The organism is Collinsella tanakaei, from assembly GCF_016902615.1.
Taxonomy (GTDB): domain Bacteria; phylum Actinomycetota; class Coriobacteriia; order Coriobacteriales; family Coriobacteriaceae; genus Collinsella; species Collinsella tanakaei_A.
The window spans coordinates 59725-79112 of the sequence record NZ_JACJMB010000008.1 but is presented as its reverse complement, the minus strand read 5'-3'; the positions used below and the strand labels follow the sequence as shown (position 1 = coordinate 79112).

15 protein-coding genes and 1 pseudogene are annotated in these 19388 nt (G+C 65.4%); 7 read left to right on the top strand and 9 right to left on the bottom strand.

Annotated elements, in window-relative coordinates; translation table 11 throughout:
* Positions 1–118: 118 nt before the first annotated feature.
* Positions 119–427: a thiamine-binding protein gene (locus H6A21_RS04435; protein WP_204560654.1), complete on the bottom strand. Its 309-nt coding sequence runs from the start codon at positions 425–427 to the stop codon at positions 119–121.
* 369 nt (positions 428–796) lie between these two features.
* Between H6A21_RS04435 and H6A21_RS11285 the strand changes: the two are divergent.
* Positions 797–1111: pseudogene (locus tag H6A21_RS11285) on the top strand (hypothetical protein); the annotation flags it as partial.
* Here the strand turns inward: H6A21_RS11285 and H6A21_RS10930 are convergent.
* Positions 1058–1321 (bottom strand): alpha-glucosidase C-terminal domain-containing protein, encoded by a 264-nt coding sequence (locus H6A21_RS10930; RefSeq protein WP_239462662.1) that lies wholly within the window; start codon positions 1319–1321, stop codon positions 1058–1060. The pseudogene H6A21_RS11285 and the gene H6A21_RS10930 overlap by 54 nt on opposite strands.
* Between H6A21_RS10930 and H6A21_RS04430 the strand changes: the two genes are divergently transcribed.
* A complete protein-coding gene (locus tag H6A21_RS04430) occupies positions 1299–1574 on the top strand; it encodes a UTRA domain-containing protein (RefSeq protein ID WP_342636061.1) in 276 nt (91 codons plus the stop codon). The genes H6A21_RS10930 and H6A21_RS04430 overlap by 23 nt on opposite strands.
* 90 nt (positions 1575–1664) lie before the next feature.
* Here H6A21_RS04430 and H6A21_RS04425 read toward each other — a convergent pair whose 3' ends face one another.
* Complete coding sequence (locus H6A21_RS04425; RefSeq protein WP_204560651.1) at positions 1665–2312, bottom strand: hypothetical protein; 648 nt, start codon at positions 2310–2312, stop codon at positions 1665–1667.
* A gap of 209 nt (positions 2313–2521) precedes the next feature.
* The gene (gene aspS, locus H6A21_RS04420) at positions 2522–4276 is read right to left on the bottom strand and encodes an aspartate--tRNA ligase (RefSeq protein WP_204560680.1); all 1755 of its coding nucleotides are present in this window, start codon (positions 4274–4276) and stop codon (positions 2522–2524) included.
* 499 nt (positions 4277–4775) lie between these two features.
* On the opposite strand from aspS, the gene H6A21_RS04415 reads away from it, so the two are divergent.
* The 3 genes from H6A21_RS04415 to H6A21_RS04405 all read left to right on the top strand — a co-directional run bounded on the left by H6A21_RS04415 (position 4776) and on the right by H6A21_RS04405 (position 7827).
* Positions 4776–5618 (top strand): ABC transporter substrate-binding protein, encoded by an 843-nt coding sequence (locus tag H6A21_RS04415; RefSeq protein ID WP_204560649.1) that lies wholly within the window; start codon positions 4776–4778, stop codon positions 5616–5618.
* A 99-nt stretch (positions 5619–5717) separates the two neighbouring features.
* A complete protein-coding gene (locus H6A21_RS04410; protein WP_204560648.1) occupies positions 5718–7046 on the top strand; it encodes an amino acid ABC transporter permease in 1329 nt (442 codons plus the stop codon).
* Positions 7039–7827: an amino acid ABC transporter ATP-binding protein gene (locus H6A21_RS04405; protein WP_239462655.1), complete on the top strand. Its 789-nt coding sequence runs from the start codon at positions 7039–7041 to the stop codon at positions 7825–7827. Before H6A21_RS04410 ends, H6A21_RS04405 begins: the two co-directional genes overlap by 8 nt.
* A 141-nt stretch (positions 7828–7968) precedes the next feature.
* Here H6A21_RS04405 and H6A21_RS04400 read toward each other — a convergent pair whose 3' ends face one another.
* Positions 7969–10776 carry a phosphoenolpyruvate carboxylase gene (locus H6A21_RS04400; protein WP_239462654.1) on the bottom strand — a complete coding sequence of 936 codons (2808 nt, stop codon included), beginning with the start codon at positions 10774–10776 and terminating at the stop codon, positions 7969–7971.
* A gap of 546 nt (positions 10777–11322) precedes the next feature.
* The gene (hisS, locus tag H6A21_RS04395) at positions 11323–12639 is read right to left on the bottom strand and encodes a histidine--tRNA ligase (RefSeq protein WP_204560644.1); all 1317 of its coding nucleotides are present in this window, start codon (positions 12637–12639) and stop codon (positions 11323–11325) included.
* A gap of 232 nt (positions 12640–12871) precedes the next feature.
* Here hisS and H6A21_RS04390 point away from each other — a divergent pair, with 232 nt between their 5' ends.
* Entirely contained in the window at positions 12872–13951 is a 1080-nt protein-coding gene (locus H6A21_RS04390; RefSeq protein WP_204560642.1) for a threonine aldolase family protein, read from the top strand.
* A 166-nt stretch (positions 13952–14117) separates the two neighbouring features.
* Here the strand turns inward: H6A21_RS04390 and H6A21_RS04385 are convergent, their stop codons facing one another.
* The 3 genes from H6A21_RS04385 to H6A21_RS04375 form a co-directional block, all read right to left on the bottom strand.
* Positions 14118–15086, bottom strand: a complete 969-nt coding sequence (locus H6A21_RS04385; RefSeq protein WP_239462653.1) for a DMT family transporter — start codon at positions 15084–15086, stop codon at positions 14118–14120.
* 156 nt (positions 15087–15242) lie between these two features.
* A complete protein-coding gene (pyk, locus tag H6A21_RS04380) occupies positions 15243–16700 on the bottom strand; it encodes a pyruvate kinase (RefSeq protein ID WP_239462652.1) in 1458 nt (485 codons plus the stop codon).
* Between the two features lie 569 nt (positions 16701–17269).
* The gene (locus tag H6A21_RS04375) at positions 17270–18121 is read right to left on the bottom strand and encodes a class II fructose-bisphosphate aldolase (RefSeq protein WP_204560636.1); all 852 of its coding nucleotides are present in this window, start codon (positions 18119–18121) and stop codon (positions 17270–17272) included.
* Between the two features lie 403 nt (positions 18122–18524).
* Here H6A21_RS04375 and H6A21_RS04370 point away from each other — a divergent pair, with 403 nt between their 5' ends.
* Positions 18525–19331, top strand: coding sequence for a DeoR/GlpR family DNA-binding transcription regulator (locus tag H6A21_RS04370; RefSeq protein ID WP_204560634.1), 807 nt, complete (start codon positions 18525–18527; stop codon positions 19329–19331).
* Positions 19332–19388 lie beyond the last annotated feature (57 nt).

Here is a 19388-nt window from a genome sequence, read left to right as displayed (position 1 = left end):
GAGCCCGACCGAGCACACGAGCTGCCACAGCGCGATCAGCGCGATCACCGTGACCGGTGCCGCGAGCTTACCCAGAAGCGGGTTCACGCCCGCGGACCGCACGGCGGCAGGCGCCTGCTTACGCCTCGGACTCATGGTACTTCCCGACCTTCTGCTCGGTCGTCATGAGACCGCGCTCCGGCGCGTAGAAGATCTTGGCGTACGTGGCGACCTTGTCGGCACCGGCCTTGATGACGATGCGGTTCACCTCGGCGAGCACCTCCATGCACAGGTCGTAATCGCCTTCGATGGCAGTCTCGAACGGACCCACGTACGCATCAGGGAACTTCGACATGATGTAGGCGATTGCCTCATCGACGATGCGGCAGGTCTCCTCGTCGCTCTCCGTGTTCTGCGGCAGCACCTGAATCGCTACGCTCGCCTCCATTGGCCTTCCCTTCCGGGGCGCAAAAAACGAGCCCCTCGCATCATCGTAGGGGCTCGTACGTCTCGAGCGATCGTCCCTACGCCGGCATTATCCGGATCAGGTTGTGGGTCGAAACGGCGCGGGCGCGCGAGGCGCCGCTCAACCTGCACGGTGCGGCGCGGCGGCCCGCACACGGCGGCCGAGTACCGCCCATCCGAGCCAATCTCACACTCCCGTGGACAAAAATGGCGCGAGTGGGACCTATACATTCGGTCCCGTCACAACTAGTTAGGTACCTGTGTATATTTTTCACTTGTTAGCTGCTGAAAGTGCCTAAACTATGAATGAAAGTGACCCTCGACAGCGGCTCAATATACCCACCGCATCTGTGTGGAGTCCCACTCGAGGCGTTTTTGTCCACAGCGCTCAGGTGCGCTCGCAGCGCTCGGTTTTCGCACGAGTAAAACACCCCGCACGCGCGCGAACGGCGCATACGATCCGGCTGCGCAGGTGCCCGGACCCCATGGGCGGCACCGCTCTGCCCGCAATCGCACCCCCACAGGAAAGGTCCCCATCCGTAGGCTGTCTGTCAGCCAATCGGAAAGGGACCTTGACCACCGGCTTTGCGTGAACCCGGATGCCTATCTGAGCCTAGCAGCCGCTCGTGAACACAACCGCCTCGAAGGGGCGCAGCGCGAGCGCGCCGTCCTCACCGGGCAGGGCGGCATCGTCGTAGTTCCCGATGCGCATCTCCATGTCAGCCAGATCGATGCCATCGACGCGGCAGCCGTTCTCGTCAAACGAGCACACCGTCACAAGGCGCGCATCGCCGAGCGTCCGCTCGAAGGCGATGACCTTCGGTGCCGACGCACCGGCATCGAGGAAGCGCACCGTGCCCTCGGTGAGCACCGCCATCGCCGAGCGGTCCATCTACCAGTACATCGAGGGGGACCTGGGACTGCGCATCGCCACGAGCAAGCGCACCATCACCGGCGAGCGCGCGAACGCCCGCGACCGCGAGGTCCTCGACCTCGACGGCGTGGACTACCTCGCGGTCGTCTCGAGCCAAACCTTCGACACCCAGGGTATCCTCATCGAATGCACCCAGAGCCGTCACCGCCTCGACCTCTTCTGCTTCCGAGACACCGCCGTCCGCCAGAAGGTGTAGCGGCCCGCGCCATCACCCGTCACGCAGACGTGGCGCCGGCCCATCAGGGTCGACGCCGCGTGCCTCATATCACGGAACCCATTTCGCCCATCACGCAAGGCCGTTGAGCGCCGCAAGATCAGCGTCGGAAATAGTGAACTGAAGCGTGAAATCAAGCGGCAGGACCGTGATCTCAATCACATTCGACCCGTCGAAGGTGGTCAGGCGAGCCACCTCGGAGGACTCGGTATTCTCAACGGATTGACCCAGCAGCACCGTGTCGTGCTGGAAGAAGCGCAGCACGCGGTCTTCCGCAGTATCAGGCACGGAAGACACGAGCTCCCAGGACGCGCAATCAAGGTCGGAAAACGTCGAGACGACGCGTTTGAGCCCGTCGGCGTCCGTGATGTCGGCGACCACCTCGCCGGTCTGCGCATCTTCAACAACCACGCGATCGGTCTTCGTGGCCGCGCCATCCGAGGCGAACAGGTCGTCGAGCAGCTCCGGAATGTCGCCCAAGGTGCCGAGCGTGCCACTCAGGTCGCCGAGCGAATCGGTGAGATCGGATTTGATGCCGTCTAGGGCACTGGCTACGTCGTCGAGAGCACCGCTCGCATCGTCGAGGGCTCTCTGGACCGCCTCATCCGCAAAAACCCCGACCGATGCGTGGTTGTCGGTCACCAGGCATCCGGATAGCGAAGCGGCGAGTGCGATGGAAACGAAACCGGCACCAGCGATACGTAACGAACGGACAGACATGGGCGCACCTCCTCGGCTCACCCCCCATTGTACGGAACGACCGCGCCCGACAGGCCGCCGCGCGCTGGCTTAAGCAGAGTTTAAGAACCCATCGCACATACGCGTCCGCTCCGCCCGCAACTAGCTACCGGCGCAACAGAAGGGCCCCGGGCGCTGCGGCACCCGGGACCCTACAACAATCTATGTACGCTTTTGCACCTGAAACGCACCTACATCAGGCGCAGGCCGACTTCCTTCAGCTGGGCCATCGAGACCTCGGAGGGCGCAGCGCTCATGAGGTCGCTTCCGCTCGAGGTCTTGGGGAACGCCATGACGTCGCGGATGGAATCGGCGCCGGCGAGCAGCATGCACACGCGGTCGAGACCGAGCGCGAAACCGCCCATCGGGGGCGCACCGAAGGTGAGGGCCTCCATGAGGAAGCCGAACTGGGACTTCGCGCGCTCCTCGGTGAAGCCCATGAACTCGAGCATCTTGAGCTGCAGGTCGGCGTCGTGGATACGCATGCCGCCGCCACCGGCCTCGAAGCCGTCCATGACGAAGTCGTAGGTGCAGCTGCCCATGGCGAGCGGATCGGTCTCGAGCAGGTCGAGCTCATCGACGTGCGGCAGCGTGAACGGCTGGTGCTCGGCCTCGTAGCGCTTCGCCTCGTCATCCCAGTGGAACAGCGGGAAGTCAACGACCCACAGGAAGTCGTGGCCGGCGCGCTCGATACCCAGGGCATCCGCCATGTGGTTGCGCATGCCGCCCAGGATCTCGTCGGAGGCGAGACGCGGACCGGCGGCGAACATCACGAGGTCGCCGGGCTCAACGTCGCAGCGGCGGCGGAGCTCGTCCATCTCCTCGTCGTCGAAGAACTTGACGATCGGGCTGTTGATGGAACCGTCCTCACGGAAGGCGATCCAGGCGAGACCCTTGGCGCCGAAGGTCTCGGCGACCTTGGCGAGCTTGTCGATCTGAGCGCGCGGCCAGGCGCCCGCACCCTTGGCGTTGATGGCCTTGACGACATGACCCTCGGTGTTGGCGGCACCCGCGAACACCTTGAACTTGGAGTTCTTGAACACGTCGGTCAGGTCGACGAGCGTCATGCCGAAACGCGTGTCGGGCTTGTCGGAGCCGTAGGTGTCCATGGCGTCCCAGTAGCTCAGACGGCGCAGCGGCGTGGGCATGTCGACGCCCATGTGGGCAAACGCGTCGTGCAGCACGTCCTCGAGCGCACTCATGACGTCATCCTGATCGACGAAGCTCATCTCGATGTCCACCTGCGTGAACTCGGGCTGGCGGTCGGCACGCAAATCCTCGTCGCGGAAGCATTTGGCGACCTGGTAGTAACGCTCGACGCCACCCACCATGAGCAGCTGCTTCAGCAGCTGCGGGGACTGCGGGAGCGCGTAGAAGCTGCCCGGCTGCAGGCGCGAGGGGACGATGAAGTCGCGCGCGCCCTCGGGCGTGGACTTGAACAGGCTCGGGGTCTCGACCTCCATGAAGGCGCGGTCGTGAAGCGCCGTGCGGATGGCGAAGGTGAAGTCGGAGCGCAGCTTGAGGTTGGCCATCATCTCGGGACGACGGAGGTCCAGATAGCGATAGCGCAGACGGGTGTCCTCAGAGGTCTCGATGCCGTCCTCGATCTGGAACGGAGGGGTCTTGGAGCGGTTGAGCACCTCGACGCGGTCGGTGAGCACCTCGATCTCGCCGGTCGGGAGCTTGGGGTTCACCGTGTCGGCGTCGCGCGCGATGACGGTGCCGTGCACGATGATCGGCCACTCGGGACGCATGGTCTCAGCGGTGTGGAACGCCTCGCCGGCCGCGTGCTCGGGGTCGAACGTGCACTGCGTGATGCCCTCGCGGTCGCGCAGGTCGCAGAAGATGAGGCCGCCATGGTCGCGGCGACGGCTCACCCAGCCGGTGAGGGTCACCTCTTCGCCGATATTGGCCGCACGCAGCTCGCCGCAAGTACGGGTATGCATGGAATGGATGTCAGCAGGGTTGACGACGTGGTCTTGTGCCACCGGGGTCCTCCTTTTGATCTGTGCCGCCCCGTGCCGGAACGGGCGGCTTGCCTACAGATTCCCGAGCTTGCGTAGACCGCGCAGCCCGGGCGCGCATGCCGCGGGAAGGGACCCGCCCATCGCGACAGCTGCATTAGCATAGCGGAAATGCCGCACCGTGCGGGGAGGTCGAGCGGGTTCCAACCAGTCTTAACAAAGTCGAAGCATGGCGGATGCCCGTTAGGACCCGGTCGGCCCGGCGCACCCCGATATGCATATCCGCCCGCCGCATGGATATGCCCGATATGCCAAGATATATGCATATTGCTTCTCGTGTGATGCTTACAGGCGTATACTTATGAATCACGATTCCTGTTTCGAATCGGTTACATGAATATTACTTACCGTCTCATGCACACCGAATGGAACTAGGATTGTCGACACTTCGCATAGCAAAGGTTTTTGGAAGGAGAACCTCATGGATATCACCCGTAGGCAGTTCATCCCGCTGGCGGCGACCACCGCCGCCGCCCTGTTCGGTCTCGCCGGCTGCGGCAACGATGCGTCCACGGGCGCCGGCAGCGCCGCCGACGCCGGGTCTGCCGAGCCCTCCTCCGACGGCGAGCTCACGCTGCTCGAGGACGGCAAGCTGACGTTCGCCACCTCGCCGGACTACCCGCCGTTCGAGAACCTCGAGGACGGCGAGTACGTGGGTCTCGACATGGATCTCGGTCGCGCCATCGCCGAGTACCTCGGTCTCGAGTGCGTCTACACCAATATCGACTTCGACGGCATCATCCCGGCCATCGTCGCCGGCGGCCAGGCCGACGCCGGCCTCTCCGGCATCTCCATCACCCCGGAGCGCGAGGACCAGATCGATTTCTCCGACCCCTACTACGTCGACAACCAGGCGGTCGCCGTCATGTCAACGAACACCGAGATCACCGAGGACAACGCCGCCGAGATCCTGAACACGCCCGAGGTCACCATCGCCGTCCAGAGCGGCTCGACCGGCGCCGACTTCGCCGCCGAGAACTTCCCCAACGCCGAGCAGCTCCCGTTCCCGCTGTTCACCGACGCCTTCGCCGCCGTCTCCGCAGGCCAGGCCGACGCCGTGTGCGGCAACAGCGCCGTGGTGCAGCAGATGCTGAACGGCGCCTACACCGACCAGCATGTCGTGATGACCTCCGCGACCGGCGAGGAGTACGCCATCGCCGTCTCCAAGGACAACCCCGAGCTTCTCGACAAGATCAACGAGGCGATCGCCGCGCTGACCGAGGACGGCACCATCGACGAGCTCATCGCCGCCAACATGGGCTAATGCCTCCCGAACGCACGACATAGCACCGTTTTCGTCCAAGCGACCCCTTCCTGTGCGGGAGGGGCCGCTTTCCCGTTTTGAAGTGAGGCGCAACACCCCATGAACCTATCACGCCACCGCCTGCTTCCGCGCGCGCTCGCCGTCTGCGCGCTCTGCGCGGCCAGCCTCATCGGCGCCGCGGGCCTCGCGCTGCCCGCGCCGTCATACGCCATGGAAATCGTCAAGTGCACCGGTCGCCCGAACTCCGAGGATGACCCCACCGTCATCATGGGCGCCACGCAGTCGCGCATCACGCTCGAGACCTCCATCGAGGAGGGCGAGGGGGTGGAGGAGCTCACGGTGCACATCCCCGACGGTACCGAGTTCGCCACCGATGACCTCGCCGTGACCCTGCTTACCGGCGACGACCTCATGACCCGAAACGACGTCGGGTACACCGAGACGGTCGCAGGCCAGGACCTCACGCTCACCTTCGACGAGCCCATCCGGCAGGCCGGCCACCTGAGCGTCATCGTCTACGACGTGTACTTCCCCCAAGCGGGCGGCGAGATGCAGGTCGAGGCGACCTACTCGACCACGGAGCAAAAGGACATCGCCCTCGAGGGCATCCCCGTCATCAGCGTCGACGGCATCTCGGTCACCGAGTCGCTCTCCCAGTGGCTTGAGGAGCAGCCGTGGGTTCAGACCTGGAACTCAAACCGCTTCCTGCGCCTGTTCTTCGATCCGACCCTGCTCGTCACGAGCTTCCCGGTCGTGCTGAACGGCTTCTTCATGTCCATCGCCGTGGTCGCGCTCGCGTTCCCGCTGGGCATCCCGCTCGCGCTCGTCTTGGCGTTCATGCGCCTGTCGAAGTTCCCGCTGTGGCGCGGCATCGCAGCGGTCTATGTGAACCTCGTGCGTGGCACGCCGCTGTTCCTGCAGATCTACATCGCGTTCTTCGGACTGCCGATGGCGGGCATCAACATCCCGAACTTCCCGCTCGGCGTCATCGTGATGATGCTCAACTCGGGCGCCTACATGTGCGAGATCTTCCGTGCGGGCATCCTGTCCATCAGCAAGGGCCAAAACGAGGCGGCCCGCTCGCTCGGCATGAGCAAGCTCCAGACGATGCTGTACGTGATCTTGCCCCAGATGTTCCGCATCGTGATCCCCAACCTCACCAACGAGTTCATCACGCTGTACAAGGACACCTCGCTGCTCGCCGCCGTCGGCGTCATGGAGCTCGTCATGTACGCGCGCACCATCGTCGCCTCCACCGGCTCGATCACGCCCTATATCGTGGCCGCGCTGTTCTACCTCGTGATCACGTTGCCGCTCTCCCGCTTCACGCGCTTCCTCGAGGAGCGCACGCGCGCCGGTCATGTGCGCACGCGCAAGCGCGCGCACGCGGAAGACGCCGACACGACCAAGGAGGCCCCGCATGCCTGATATCGATACCCGAGCCACCTCGGCGCCCGAGGGCGCCCCGGTCGACGATCCCATCATCCGCATCGTCGACCTGCACAAAAGCTTCGGTGAGACCGACGTGCTGCGCGGCATCTCGCTCGACATCCGCCGCGGCGAGGTCGTCGTGGTGCTCGGCCCCTCGGGCTCGGGCAAGTCGACGCTGCTGCGCTGCCTGAACCGTCTCGAGGAGCCCACGGGCGGCCAGATCGTCTTCGAGGGCGAGGACATCACCGCGCCCAAGGCGGACGTCAACAAGATCCGCGAGCGCATGGGCATGGTGTTCCAGCAGTTCAACCTGTTCCCGCACCTCGATGCCGTGCATAACGTCATGCTCGCGCAGACCAAGGTCCTCAAGCGCTCGGCAGCAGACGCCAAGCGCATCGCCATTGAGCAGCTTGAGCGCGTTGGCCTCGGAGACCGTACCGATTACTATCCCGACGAGCTTTCCGGCGGACAGCAGCAGCGCGTGGCCATCGCACGCGCACTTGCCATGGAGCCCCATGTCATGCTGTTCGACGAGGCGACGAGCGCGCTTGACCCCGAGCTCGTGCGCGGCGTCCTCGACGTCATGCGCGAGCTGGCGCACGGCGGCATGACGATGATCGTCGTGACGCACGAGATGGGCTTCGCGCGCGACGTTGCCGACCGCGTCATCTTCATGGACGGCGGCGTGATCGTGGAACAGGGCGCGCCCGAGGAGGTCTTCGAGCACCCGAAGAGCGAGCGCACCCGCGCGTTTTTGGGCGAGGTCAACCTGAAATAGGCACGCGAGGGGCGTCCTCATCGGGGACGCCCGCACTGCTGGCGCAAGACAAGTAAAGGGGCGAGACCTCGTTTGAGATCTCGCCCCTTTCGTTCATACGGCAGGCTTTATGCGCCCGTGATACCGGGCCCTGTCGTCACATTACCCCGTGTTCTGGAGACCTGCGGAGACGCCGGTCACGGTGGCGAGGATCAGGCTCAGGTACTTGGCCTTCGCCTCCTCCGAGAGGCTGCCGCCCTCGTCGCGCACGATGCGCAGCGCGCGCACCTGCGCGAGCGACAGCACATCGACGTACGGGTCGCGGATGCGCACGGCGCGGCCGAGCACGCGGCGGTGCTCCAGCGGCCACTCATCGCCCACGATGGCGAGAATCCAGCTGCGGGTGAGCTGCATCTCGCGGTAAACCGTCCGCGCCAGGTCATCGCGGTCGCCGAGCGCCAGATACATCTTGGCGATGCGTGCGTCGGTCTTCGCGATGGACATCTCCAGGTTGTCCACGAACGTGGAGAACAGCGGCCACTCGCGGTAGGCGCTCCTCAACATGTCGAGGTCACCATAGGCCTCGCACGCGGAGCCGAAGCCGTACCACGCCGCCAGGTTCACGCGCGCCTGGCTCCACGAGAACACCCAGGGGATGGTGCGCAGGTCGTCCAAAGACGTGGCGCCCAGACCGCGCTTTGCCGGACGGCTGCCGATGGGCAGCAGGCCGACCTCGGTGAGCGGCGTCACGATCGAGAACCACGGCGCGAAGCCCTCGGTATGCAGCAGGTCGAGGTACGTCTCGTGCGCCACATGGTCGAGAGCGCCGGCAAGCTCGGCATAGCGCTCGGTCATCTCGGTGTTCGTGCGCTCGACAGAGGGCGCGGAGTTCAGCAGGGTTGCCGCCGCGATGTTCTCCACGTGGCGCTGCGCGAGCGTCGGGTTCCCGTAGCGGGCGAAGATGACCTCACCCTGCTCGGTGACCTTGAAGAAGCACTTCACCGAGCCGGCCGGCTGGGCGAGCACCGCGCGGTTGGCCGGGCCGCCGCCACGGCCCACGGCGCCGCCGCGGCCGTGCATAAGGACCAGGTCGATGTCGTTGACTTCGGCCCACTCGGCGATGCGCTGCTGGGCACGGTGCAGCGCGAGCGTAGCGGTCGTCGGACCGGCATCCTTCGCGGAGTCGGAGTAGCCGAGCATGACCTCGAGCCTGCGCCCGGTCTCGGCCAGGCGCTTTTGCACCGCCGGCAGCGCGAGCATGTCGTTGAGCACGTCGATGCAGCCCTCGAGGTCCTCGAGCTGCTCGAACAGCGGGATGACGTCGAGCGCGGGCACGTCCTCGGCATGGGCGAACGCCAGCTGGGCGAGCTCGTAGACGTCCGCCACGTTTTGAGCCGACTTCGTGAACGAGATGATGTAGCGATGGGCCATCTTCTGCGAGTAGCGCTTCTGGATGGTGCCGATGGCGCGGAACGTATCGAGCACCTCGCGCGTCATGGGCGCGAGCTCGCCGTGGATACCGTTGGCGCGAATGTCCTCGAGCGCACGGGTGTGCACGACCGAATGCTGACGGAACTCCATCTCCACCATGTGGAAGCCGAAGCTCTCCGTCTGCCAGATGAGCGTCTGGACCGGGCCGAACGCGGCGCGCGAGGCGCCGGCGGCATCGAGCGAGCGCTGCACGACGCGCAGGTCGCGCAGAAACTCCGCCGAGGAGCGGTACATCGTGTCGGCGTCGCGCCTCACCGTCGCACGCAGGCGGTCGGCCATGACGAGCATGACGGCGCGGTGCGGCTCGGAGGCGGAGATGAGCTCGGCACGGCTCGTGAACTCCTCGCTCATCTCGACCTGATGGTTCCACAGGTTGAGCAGCTCATCGGAGGGCTTCGTGTACTTGGCCTCAAGCGTGAGGTTGCGCCCGACGCGGTAGCACTTGTCGGCGAGCTTCGAGACCATGTGCTTGTAGTACTTGGCCGCGACCTGCAGGCTCACCTTCGCCGTCACGTTCGGATTGCCGTCGCGGTCCGACCCGATCCAGCTGCCCGGATGGAAAAACGCCGGGCAGACCGGGTCGACCAGGCCGGCGCCGTCGCCCAGCACCCACGCGTCGAAGCGGCGGTAGATCTGCGGGACGGTGTCGAACAGGGTGTTGTCGAAGATGTCGATGACCGTATCGGCCTCCTCGACCGGGGTCGGCTTCGATACGGCGACCGGGCTCGTGCGCACGAGTGCATCGATCTCCTGCAGCATGTGCCGCTCGTTTTCCATAAGGTCGGAACCGCCCAGCTGAGGACGGGCGGCCAGAAGGCGGCTGATGCGGCGAATCTTGCCCTCGACCGCACGGCGACGGGCCTCGGTGGGATGCGCCGTGAACACGGGATGGACCTCGAGGCGGTCGAGCAGCTCGCTCGCGCGGTCCACGCCCACCTCATCAATCAGCTGGCGGAACGCAACCGTGAGCTCGTTGGAGGGGTCGACATCCGCCTCGATGGACACGAGGCGCTCGCGGTCGTGCAACGCCTCGACGCGGTAGTTCTCCTCGCAGAGATTCGCGAGGTGGAAAAACGAGGTGAAGGCGCGCACCAGCACCTCGACCTTGTCGATGGGAAGATCGTCGAGCAGATGGACGGCGTCGCGAAACGCGCCGGCGCTCCCCTCGTCGGAGAGCGGCACGCCCTGGTCGTCGACCGCCTCGCTGGCAGCGAGCGTGCCCGGGTTGCCCTCGTTCGCATGGATGGCGTCGGCGAGGAGCATGTCGAACAGCTCGGCGACCTTCGGGTCGTACTCCTTGAGCACGGTGCGCTCAAGGCGCTGGAACAGCGCCATGTTGTCGCGCAGGCTCTCGGGGATCTCGATTTCGGACAGGGGGCCCTCGGCAATATCCGCAACGGTCGCCTGGAGCCGCTCGGCAAGCAGGGCGCGTCGGCGACTCGAAACGTCACGAGCCGGAGATTGCGCTGTATCCGTCATACGCCGCACCATCCTTTCTCATACGGCAGCCCGCCTCGCAACCCATTCACGAAGCGCAAGCCGCCATCTCGATTAAGAACACCTTAAGAACACTATCAGTATAGTGGAGACGACTGCCGTCTCACGCAGTATCCCCATTTGAAACGTTTCGAAACCGATGTTTCACACGGTGTGTTCTCAATTCTCAATGTGGATGCAGCTGGTCGCCATGCCACCTTCCCAAAGGAGCCCGTGCAGGCTCCAGATGCCACGCACTTCCGTCATGAGGCGGCCCGTTTACGGCACCCTGCCGATCCGCACCGACACGCTGGAGAAGCTCCCTGATAGCGGGTACATGAGAGGCGCCCAAACGCCAACCCGCAGGAATCGAAGCCCTCATACCGTCATATGCGAGCACATCACCGGCGGGCCGCCTCCTCGCGCCCACCGGTGCGCCCGCGCACTGGCGCGCACGGCGACCCCGCCGCCTGCCGGCGCATACGAAAAAGCGGGCGCCCCACCAGAGGGCACCCGCCGTGCGAACCCATGCGGTAAAGATTCGATACCCTACGCCAGCATGGTGCGCACGCAGGAGACGATCTCGCCGCGCGGGGCGAGCACCTCCTCATGCGTCTGCATGTTGCGCACCTTCACCGTGCCGGCCGCGAGCTCGTCGCCGCCGACAACGAGGATGAGCACGGCACCGACCTTGTCAGCCTGCTTGAACTGGCTCTTGAGCGAGCGGCCCTGGTAGTCGGCCTCGGTGCGGATGCCCGCCGCGCGCAGCTCGTGCGTGAGCAAAAACACCTCACCGCGCAGGTCCGCGCCGGCGTTCGCCACGTAGATGCACGGATCGGCGTCTGCGGCCATGTCGACGCCGAACGCCTCGAGCGCGAGCATGGCGCGCTCGAACCCGACCGCGAAGCCCACGCCCGGGGTGGGCTTGCCGCCCTCGAGCTCGACGAGTCCGTCGTAGCGACCGCCGCCGCCGATGGAACCCACGCCGGCACCCGGGGCCTCGACCTCGAAGACCGTGCGGGTGTAGTAGTCAAGACCTCGCACGAGCGTCGGGTCCTCGATGTACTCGATGCCCGCCGCATCGAGGTAGCGCTTCACCTGCTCGTAGTGCTCGCGGCAGTCATCGCACAGGTTGTCGCGCATGAGCGGCGCGTCCTTCATGATCTCGCGGCAGTGGTCGTTTTTGCAGTCGAAGGCGCGCAGCGGGTTCAGCTCGGCGCGCTCACGGCACTCGTCGCACATCTCGTCGGCGTGGTCGAGGATGAACGCACGGACGGCGTCGCGGTAGGCGGGACGGCATGCGGTGTCGCCCATCGAGTTGATGAGCAGGCGGAGCTTCGACAAATCGAAGCCCAAGCGCTTGTAGAACTCCATGAGCATGATGATGCACTCGGCGTCCGCCGCCGGGTCGGGCGCGCCCAACCACTCGATACCCACCTGGTGGAACTGGCGCAGGCGACCTTTCTGCGGGCGCTCGCCGCGGAACATCGCCTCGGCGTAGTATGCCTTGAACGGCGTGGAGCCCTGGGGCACGAGGTTGTTCTCCACCACGGCGCGCACCACGCCGGCAGTCCCCTCGGGGCGAAGCGCCAGGCGCTGCTTGGCCTTGAGCTTGGCGTCGGTACCCTCCTCGAGCACGCGCGCAAAGTTCGCGCCGGAGAAGACGCGGAACATCTCCTTGCGCACCACGTCGGTGGAGGTGCCGATGCCGTGCACGAACACGTCGAGCTGCTCGATAGCGGGCGTCTCGATCGCGTCGAACCCGTAGGGTTCGAACGTTGCGGCGGCCACCTCCTGCATGCGCTGCCAGGCACGCATGTCGCGCCCGATCAGATCCTTGGTGCCCTCAGCCCTCTGTGCTTGCATATCTTCCCCTTATGGCTTTGCGGCCGCGCGGCCGTTATCGTTTCGGCCATCCATTATATGGCGCGCGCGTTTCCGTTCGATATCAATTCACAGCGAATCCCAGAGCGGCGGGACGCACGGCGCGGGCGGGCGCCGCCATGCGCGTCCCGTCGCGTCCGACAGCGGTATCATTCACAGCGAATCCCGAAGCACCGAGGGCCTATGCCCGCGGGCACGATCCGAGGAGCACCATATGCACCAATTCCGCAACGACTACAGCGAGGGCGCCGTACCCGAGATCATCGACGCGCTCATCCGCACGAACTCCGAGCAGACACCCGGATACGGAACGGACGTGTACTGCGCGCACGCCGCCGACCTCATCCGCTCCGCCATCGGACAGCCGGACGCGCACGTCTCGTTCGTGCCGGGTGGCACCGTGGCGAACATGCTCGCCATCTCGGCGCTCACCGATGAGTTCGAAGGGCCCATCTGCGCCGCCGACGCCCATCCCACCGCGCACGAGACCGGCGCCATCGAGAGCTGCGGGCGGCGCCTGCTCGCGACCGCCGACCCCTTCGGCGTGCTCATGCCCGATTCCGCCGAGCGCATCTGGCGCGTCTGCACCGCGAACGGCTGCCATACCACCCGCCCCGCCATGCTCTACTTCTCCGACACGACCGAGCTCGGCCACGTGTACACCCGCAGCGAGTTCGACGCGCTGTGCGATTGGGCCGCATCGCGCGACCTGGCCGTCTACGTCGACGGCGCCCGCATGGCGAGCGCCATGACCGCCGCGGGCGCGGACCTCACCATCGAGCATATCGCCGCGCGCGCCGACGCCTTCACGCTCGGCGGTACGAAAAACGGCATGCTGTTCGGCGAGGCGCTCGTGGTGAACCCGAGGGGCCCGCGCGGTCGGCGCGCCATCGAGCGACTTCCCTATCTCACGAAACGCGCCGGCGCGATGACCGCTAAGGGCCGCCTCATGGGTGTGATGTTCGAGGCCGCCTTCGACCCGGCACGTGCCGATGGGGCGGGCGACGTCGTCTACTGGCGTTACGCGCGCCGCGCCAACTCCTGCGCCGTGCGCCTCGCGGCGGGCATGCGCGAGGCCGGTTTCGAGCCGTTTATCGAGACCCTCGGCAACCAGCAGTTCTTCTGGACCACACCCGAACAGGCGCGGAAGCTCGCCGAGGCCTGCGGCGCCGAGGTCTCGCTCGTTGACGACCCGACGGGTGCCGGCCGCGTCGTGTCGCGCTTCGTAACGAGCTGGACCACCACCGATGAGGACGTCGACGAGGTCGTCGCCTTCGCGCAGACCCTGCGCTAACGTCCCCGTGGCCGCGCCAGAAACGCGCTATCCCGCCCGTATATGCAGCCGCGTCCGCGCATGCTCACGAGAGCATGCGCGGACGCGGCCTTCTTGCTCAGCGCAGCATTGCCAGCGGGATCCTTCTGCTCGTGGAACGCAGGCGAATCGCCTCCCGCAGCGCACCCTATCGGCGGCGCAGCACCGTGCGCAAGAACGCGAAATGCGTCTCGGACAGCACGATCGAGATGAAGATGAGGGCGAATCCGGCAATCAGACGGCCGCTCAGGACCTCGTTCGCGAGCAGCACGGAGAACAGCACGCCCGAGGGGGACTCGAGCGACAGCAGAAGCGAACCGATCGAGGACGGCACGTGAACGAGGGCCACGTTCTGTATGAGCATGCCCATGCAGGTGCAGAACACCGCGAGAAACACCAGGGTCCCCACAAGCTGCGGCGTCCACACGCTCGAGGGGGGCGCCGACTCGAAGAGCACCGATACGACGGCGCTGAGCGCGCCCACGGTGAAAAACATCCAGAACGTGATGACGTTGATGTCGAGGTTGCGGCCGTAATGCGAGACGACCGCCATCTGCAACGCGAAGAACAGGGCACCCGCAAGCGTCAACGCGTCGCCGACGTTCATCGCCAGGCTGTCGAGCGCCACGAGTCCGATGCCGAAAAGGCACAGCAGCGCCGCGCCGACGTTGTAGCGCGTCAGCGGCTCACCGCTCATCACGTGGCTGATGAAGGGAACGAGGATGCAGTACGTCCCCGTCAGAAACGCGTTCTTGCCGGCTGTCGTCTCCCCGAGGCCGAGCGTCTGCAGGCTGTAGGCGCCCCACATGAGCAAGCCCATCACGATGCCGACCACCAGGTTGCGCCTGTTGAGGTGCGCGCGCACGCGGCGGAAGAACAGGACGAACATGATGAGGGCGGCCGCAAGGAAGCGGCATGCGAGCAGCATGAACGTGGGCAGGAGGTCAAGCGCGTCCTTCATGACGAAAAACGAGAAGCCCCACATGAGCGCCATCGCCACAAGCAGAAGCTTCCAGAACAGCGGGGAGCGCGCGCCGGCGCCTCGCAGCATGTGCGGATCGGCCCCGCGGTCCTCCGGCGCCACCGGCGCGTCGGCGCCGTGTATGTATCGATCCAAAAAACTCATGCCGTCCAATGTATCAGGACCGGCACGCATCCTCAACACGGACGGCGGCCGAAACGAGCTGTTCACGACGGCGGGCGGGAATGCGATAACGGCGCCCGCCGCCCCGTGGGGACAGCGGGCGCCGCGGTTCCGATGGAAGGCGGGATGCTAGCGAACCTGGGCGACGTGCACCACGTTCGTCGACGTCACGCCGTCGGCAAATGTGATCGAGGTGTCCGGATCGCCCACGGTGAGCACCGCGACGTCGCCCACGCGCACGTATCCACGCTCCTTGGCGACCTTGATCGCCGTCTTGACGATGTAGCGCTTATCGCCGATCTCCCCCTCGGTCACCGGGTCCACGCCCCAGTAGATGGTCATCTTGCGCGTCGCCGCATCATGCGGCGTCACGGCCAAGATGGGCAGCATCGGGCGGAAGTTCGAGACCAGGCGCGCCGAGCGACCGGACTCGGTGGGAATCAGGATAGCGCGGGCCTTCACGTTGAAGGCCGTGCTCACGGCGGCCAAGCCGATAGCGCTGTTGATGGCGCGGATGCCCGTCTCGGCGGTATGGATGTCCAGACGGTTGTGCTCGGGCATGGTCGCCTCGGCGATCAGCGCGATGTTCGCCATCATCTTGACGGACTCGAGCGGGTACTTGCCCGCCGCGGTCTCGCCGGACAGCATCGTGGCGTCCGTGCCGTCGCTGATCGCGTTCGCGACGTCGGTCACCTCCGCGCGGGTCGGGCGCGGGTTGCGGATCATGGAGTCGAGCATCTGCGTCGCCGTGATGACGGGCTTGTATGCCTTGTTGCACTTCTGGATGATCTCCTTCTGGATGGTCGGGCACACCTCCGGCGCGACCTCGACGCCCAGGTCGCCGCGGGCGACCATGATGCCGTCGGACTCCTTCAGGATGTCGTCGAAATGGTAGACCGCGAGCGCGCACTCGATCTTCGGGAAGATATCGACGTTCGCCCCGCCGTTCTCGCGGCAGAGCTTGCGGATCTCGCGGACGCCCTCGGCATCGCGGATGAACGACGCCGCGATGAAGTCGATGCCCTCCTCGAGTCCGAACAGGATGTCCTTGCGGTCCTGCTCGGTGATGGTGGGCAGCGAGAGCTTCGCGTTGGGGACGTTCACGCCCTTCTTCTCACCGAGCTCGCCGCCGTTCTCCACCTGGCAGACCATATCCTGTCCGGAGATGCTCTTGACGGTGAGCCCGATCAGGCCGTCATCGATCAGGATGGTACCGCCCGGATGGACCTCGCGCGGCAGCTCGAGGTGATCGAGGTAGAAGTGGGCGGCGTTGCCCTGCAGGTCCTCGGAGGTCGGCGCCGCGGTGACCGTCACGGTGGAACCGGTCTCCAGCATGACCTTCTCATGGTTCTCGAGGAACCCGGTTCGAATCTCGGGGCCCTTGGTGTCGAGCAGGATGCCCACCGGGATGCCGAGCTCGCGCGAGATGCGCTTCACGCGCTCCATACGGACATGCTGCTCCTCGTGGCTGCCATGTGAAAAATTAAAGCGGGCCACGTTCATGCCCGCCTTGATCATCTCACGCAAGATGTTGTCGTCGTCGCACGCCGGCCCCATGGTGCATACGATCTTCGTCCGCTTGTTCATGCAGTCCTCCATCCATAACTACGCCTCGGCTCGCGCCGCTTATCAAGTGGTGTGACATTTGGGAACTAACATGATTAACGGTACCGAATTCCACGGCAAACGGCGCGCTCGCCGACGTGAACGGATGGATATGGCGGGCGAACGCGCATTCCTTCTCACCGCTGATAGCACCGTGTGCGCATCAATGTCGCACAAACAAAAAAAGTCGAACAGGATGGCGGACGCACTCTGATAATCCCGCACACCGGCGGCACCGAAAGCCCATCGAACGGCCCGGCGACATCCCGCGGACTCGCCTGAACCTATGGAAAACTCCGATCGAAGGCCTTTGCCGCCGAGGGTACCGACAAGGCGGGTGCCGGCGGAACGCAACGGGTACCGTGGCGCCGCGCCAACGCGGTACCGCGGTCGCAGGCGTCTGGCACAAGGCGTCCAGCCGCGATATGTCTTGGTCGGGGCTTCCCTCAACACAACAAAGCCCCGATGCGCCTACGCGCGACCGCACAAGCACCACGGGGCGCTGCCGGTCCTGCACAGGCGATCGGGGCTTTTCCGTCAGCTCGTCGAGCTTACGCGCGACCCACGGAGCCGAGGTTCTCCATGCGGATCTTCACGATCTTGGTGATCTCGGCCATGCCCGCCTTGCCCGGCTTCTTCGGGTCGAACGTCCCGGGATTCTCGGCCATGTAGCCCATGTAGCCCTTGGTGTAGGCCTGACGGAGCTCAGTGGCGTAGTTGACCTTGCAGATGCCGTTCTTCACCGCCTCGGCGACCTGCTCGTCGGGCACGCCGGAGGTGCCGTGCAGCACGAGCGGCACGTCGACGGCCTCACGGATGGCGCGGACGACGTCCTGCTCGATGTGAGGGGTCTCGGTGTACACGCCGTGCGCGGTGCCCACGCCGATGGCCAGGCTGGTGCAGCCGGTGCGCTCGACGAACTCGCGCGCCTCGTCGGGGTCGGTGTAGGGGTTCTCGCCCTCGACCGCCGGGCCGTCATCCTCCTTGCCGCCGACCTTGCCGAGCTCGGCCTCCACCGGCACTCCCATGGCGCGACCGGCGTCGGCGACGGACTTGGTGAGGGCGATATTGTCCTCGAAGGACTCATGGCTGCCGTCGATCATGACGGAGGTGTAACCGGTGCGCAGGGCCTGCATGCAGCGGTCGTAGCCGTCACCGTGATCGAGGTGCAGGGCCACCGGCACGCTCGCGCGCTCGGCAGCGGCCTTCACCATGCCGTAGAAGTAGTCCAGACCGGCGCTCTTGATGGTGCCCGGGGTGGTCTGCATGATGACCGGGGACTTCGTCTCCTCGGCGGCGGCCAGCACAGCCATCACGAACTCGAGGTTCTCGACGTTGAAGGCGCCCACGGCGTAGTGGTTCTTCTGCGCGTCGAGCAGCATCTCCTTGGTGGTAACGAGCATCGGTTTCGCTCCCTCCTGCCGCCGCGCGGACGCGCGGCAAGCCACGTCCCGCCGCCTCCCTTAGCTGAGGCGGCGCCTGTTGGCACTATTGTAGAGGAAGCGCATATGGCCTGCTCCACGGCGCAATACAGGAAAAAGACAGCGAGCGGAAAGCAAAAGAAACCGCCGCGCTCCCCCACCCTCGATGAGAGCCGAAACGCCATGTGCGCGCGAATCGCCGCGAACACGGTTTCGCGCCCCCACCATCTGTTGAACTTGCGTAAAGAAAAGGAATCGAAGTACGTTTAGTTACGGAAATGAAAAATAGAGCAAAATAGAATCTACACGATTCGTCCATGATTCATCCCCCATGCGTCATGAGTAACGCATGGGGAGATAGTGCCGATGAGAAACAGGAGGGCCCATGTCCGCCCCATCTTCCCATTCGTTTGCCGAGGAGCGTAGGGCCGCCATCATGGATATGCTCGATCGCACCGCCTCCGTCCAGGTGGCCGACCTCGCGCAAACATTCGGCGTATCAGCCGTCACCATCCGTGCAGACCTCGATGCGCTCGAAAAGAACGGCAAGCTCCGCCGCACGCACGGTGGCGCCGTCTCGCTGTCCAAACGACTCACCGTCTCCATCCAGGACCGACGGGTCAACGTGAACGTCGAGGCCAAGCAGGCGATCGCCGGCGCAGCGCTTGAGCTTGTGGACAACGGCGACGCGCTGCTCGTCGATTCGGGCACCACCGCGCTCGAGTTCGTGCGCGTGCTCGACCGCAGATCAGGTATCACCGTCATCACGGCGGACATGACCATCGCGAACTTCATCGACGAGAGCCTGCCGGCCGTCGACGCTATCCTGCTGGGCGGGTCGCTGCGCAAAGGGCACCGCTACCTCTATGGACCGCTCGCCACGCGCTCGCTCGAAATCCTCCATGCCGACAAGGCGTTTCTCTGCCCCACGGCGCTCGTGCCCGGCTTCGGCCTCATGACCAACTACGAGCAGATGGCTGAAGTCAAGGCCAGCATGATGGGTGCGGCACGGCAGCGCATCGTCCTGCTGGATTCCAGCAAGGTCAACGGCAAGGGGCTGTTCCGGTTCGGCAGCCTAACCGATATCGACGCCGTCGTCATGGACCGGGATCCATCAGGAATCGTTGCCGCAGAGCTCGACGCCATCGATGACGATGCCCGCCGCCCGCGTCTCATCATCGCCCGCCCGTAATCACCGGAGCCATGCTGCCGGACACTCGGGACGAGTGCCAGCACCGGGCGGTCGTTG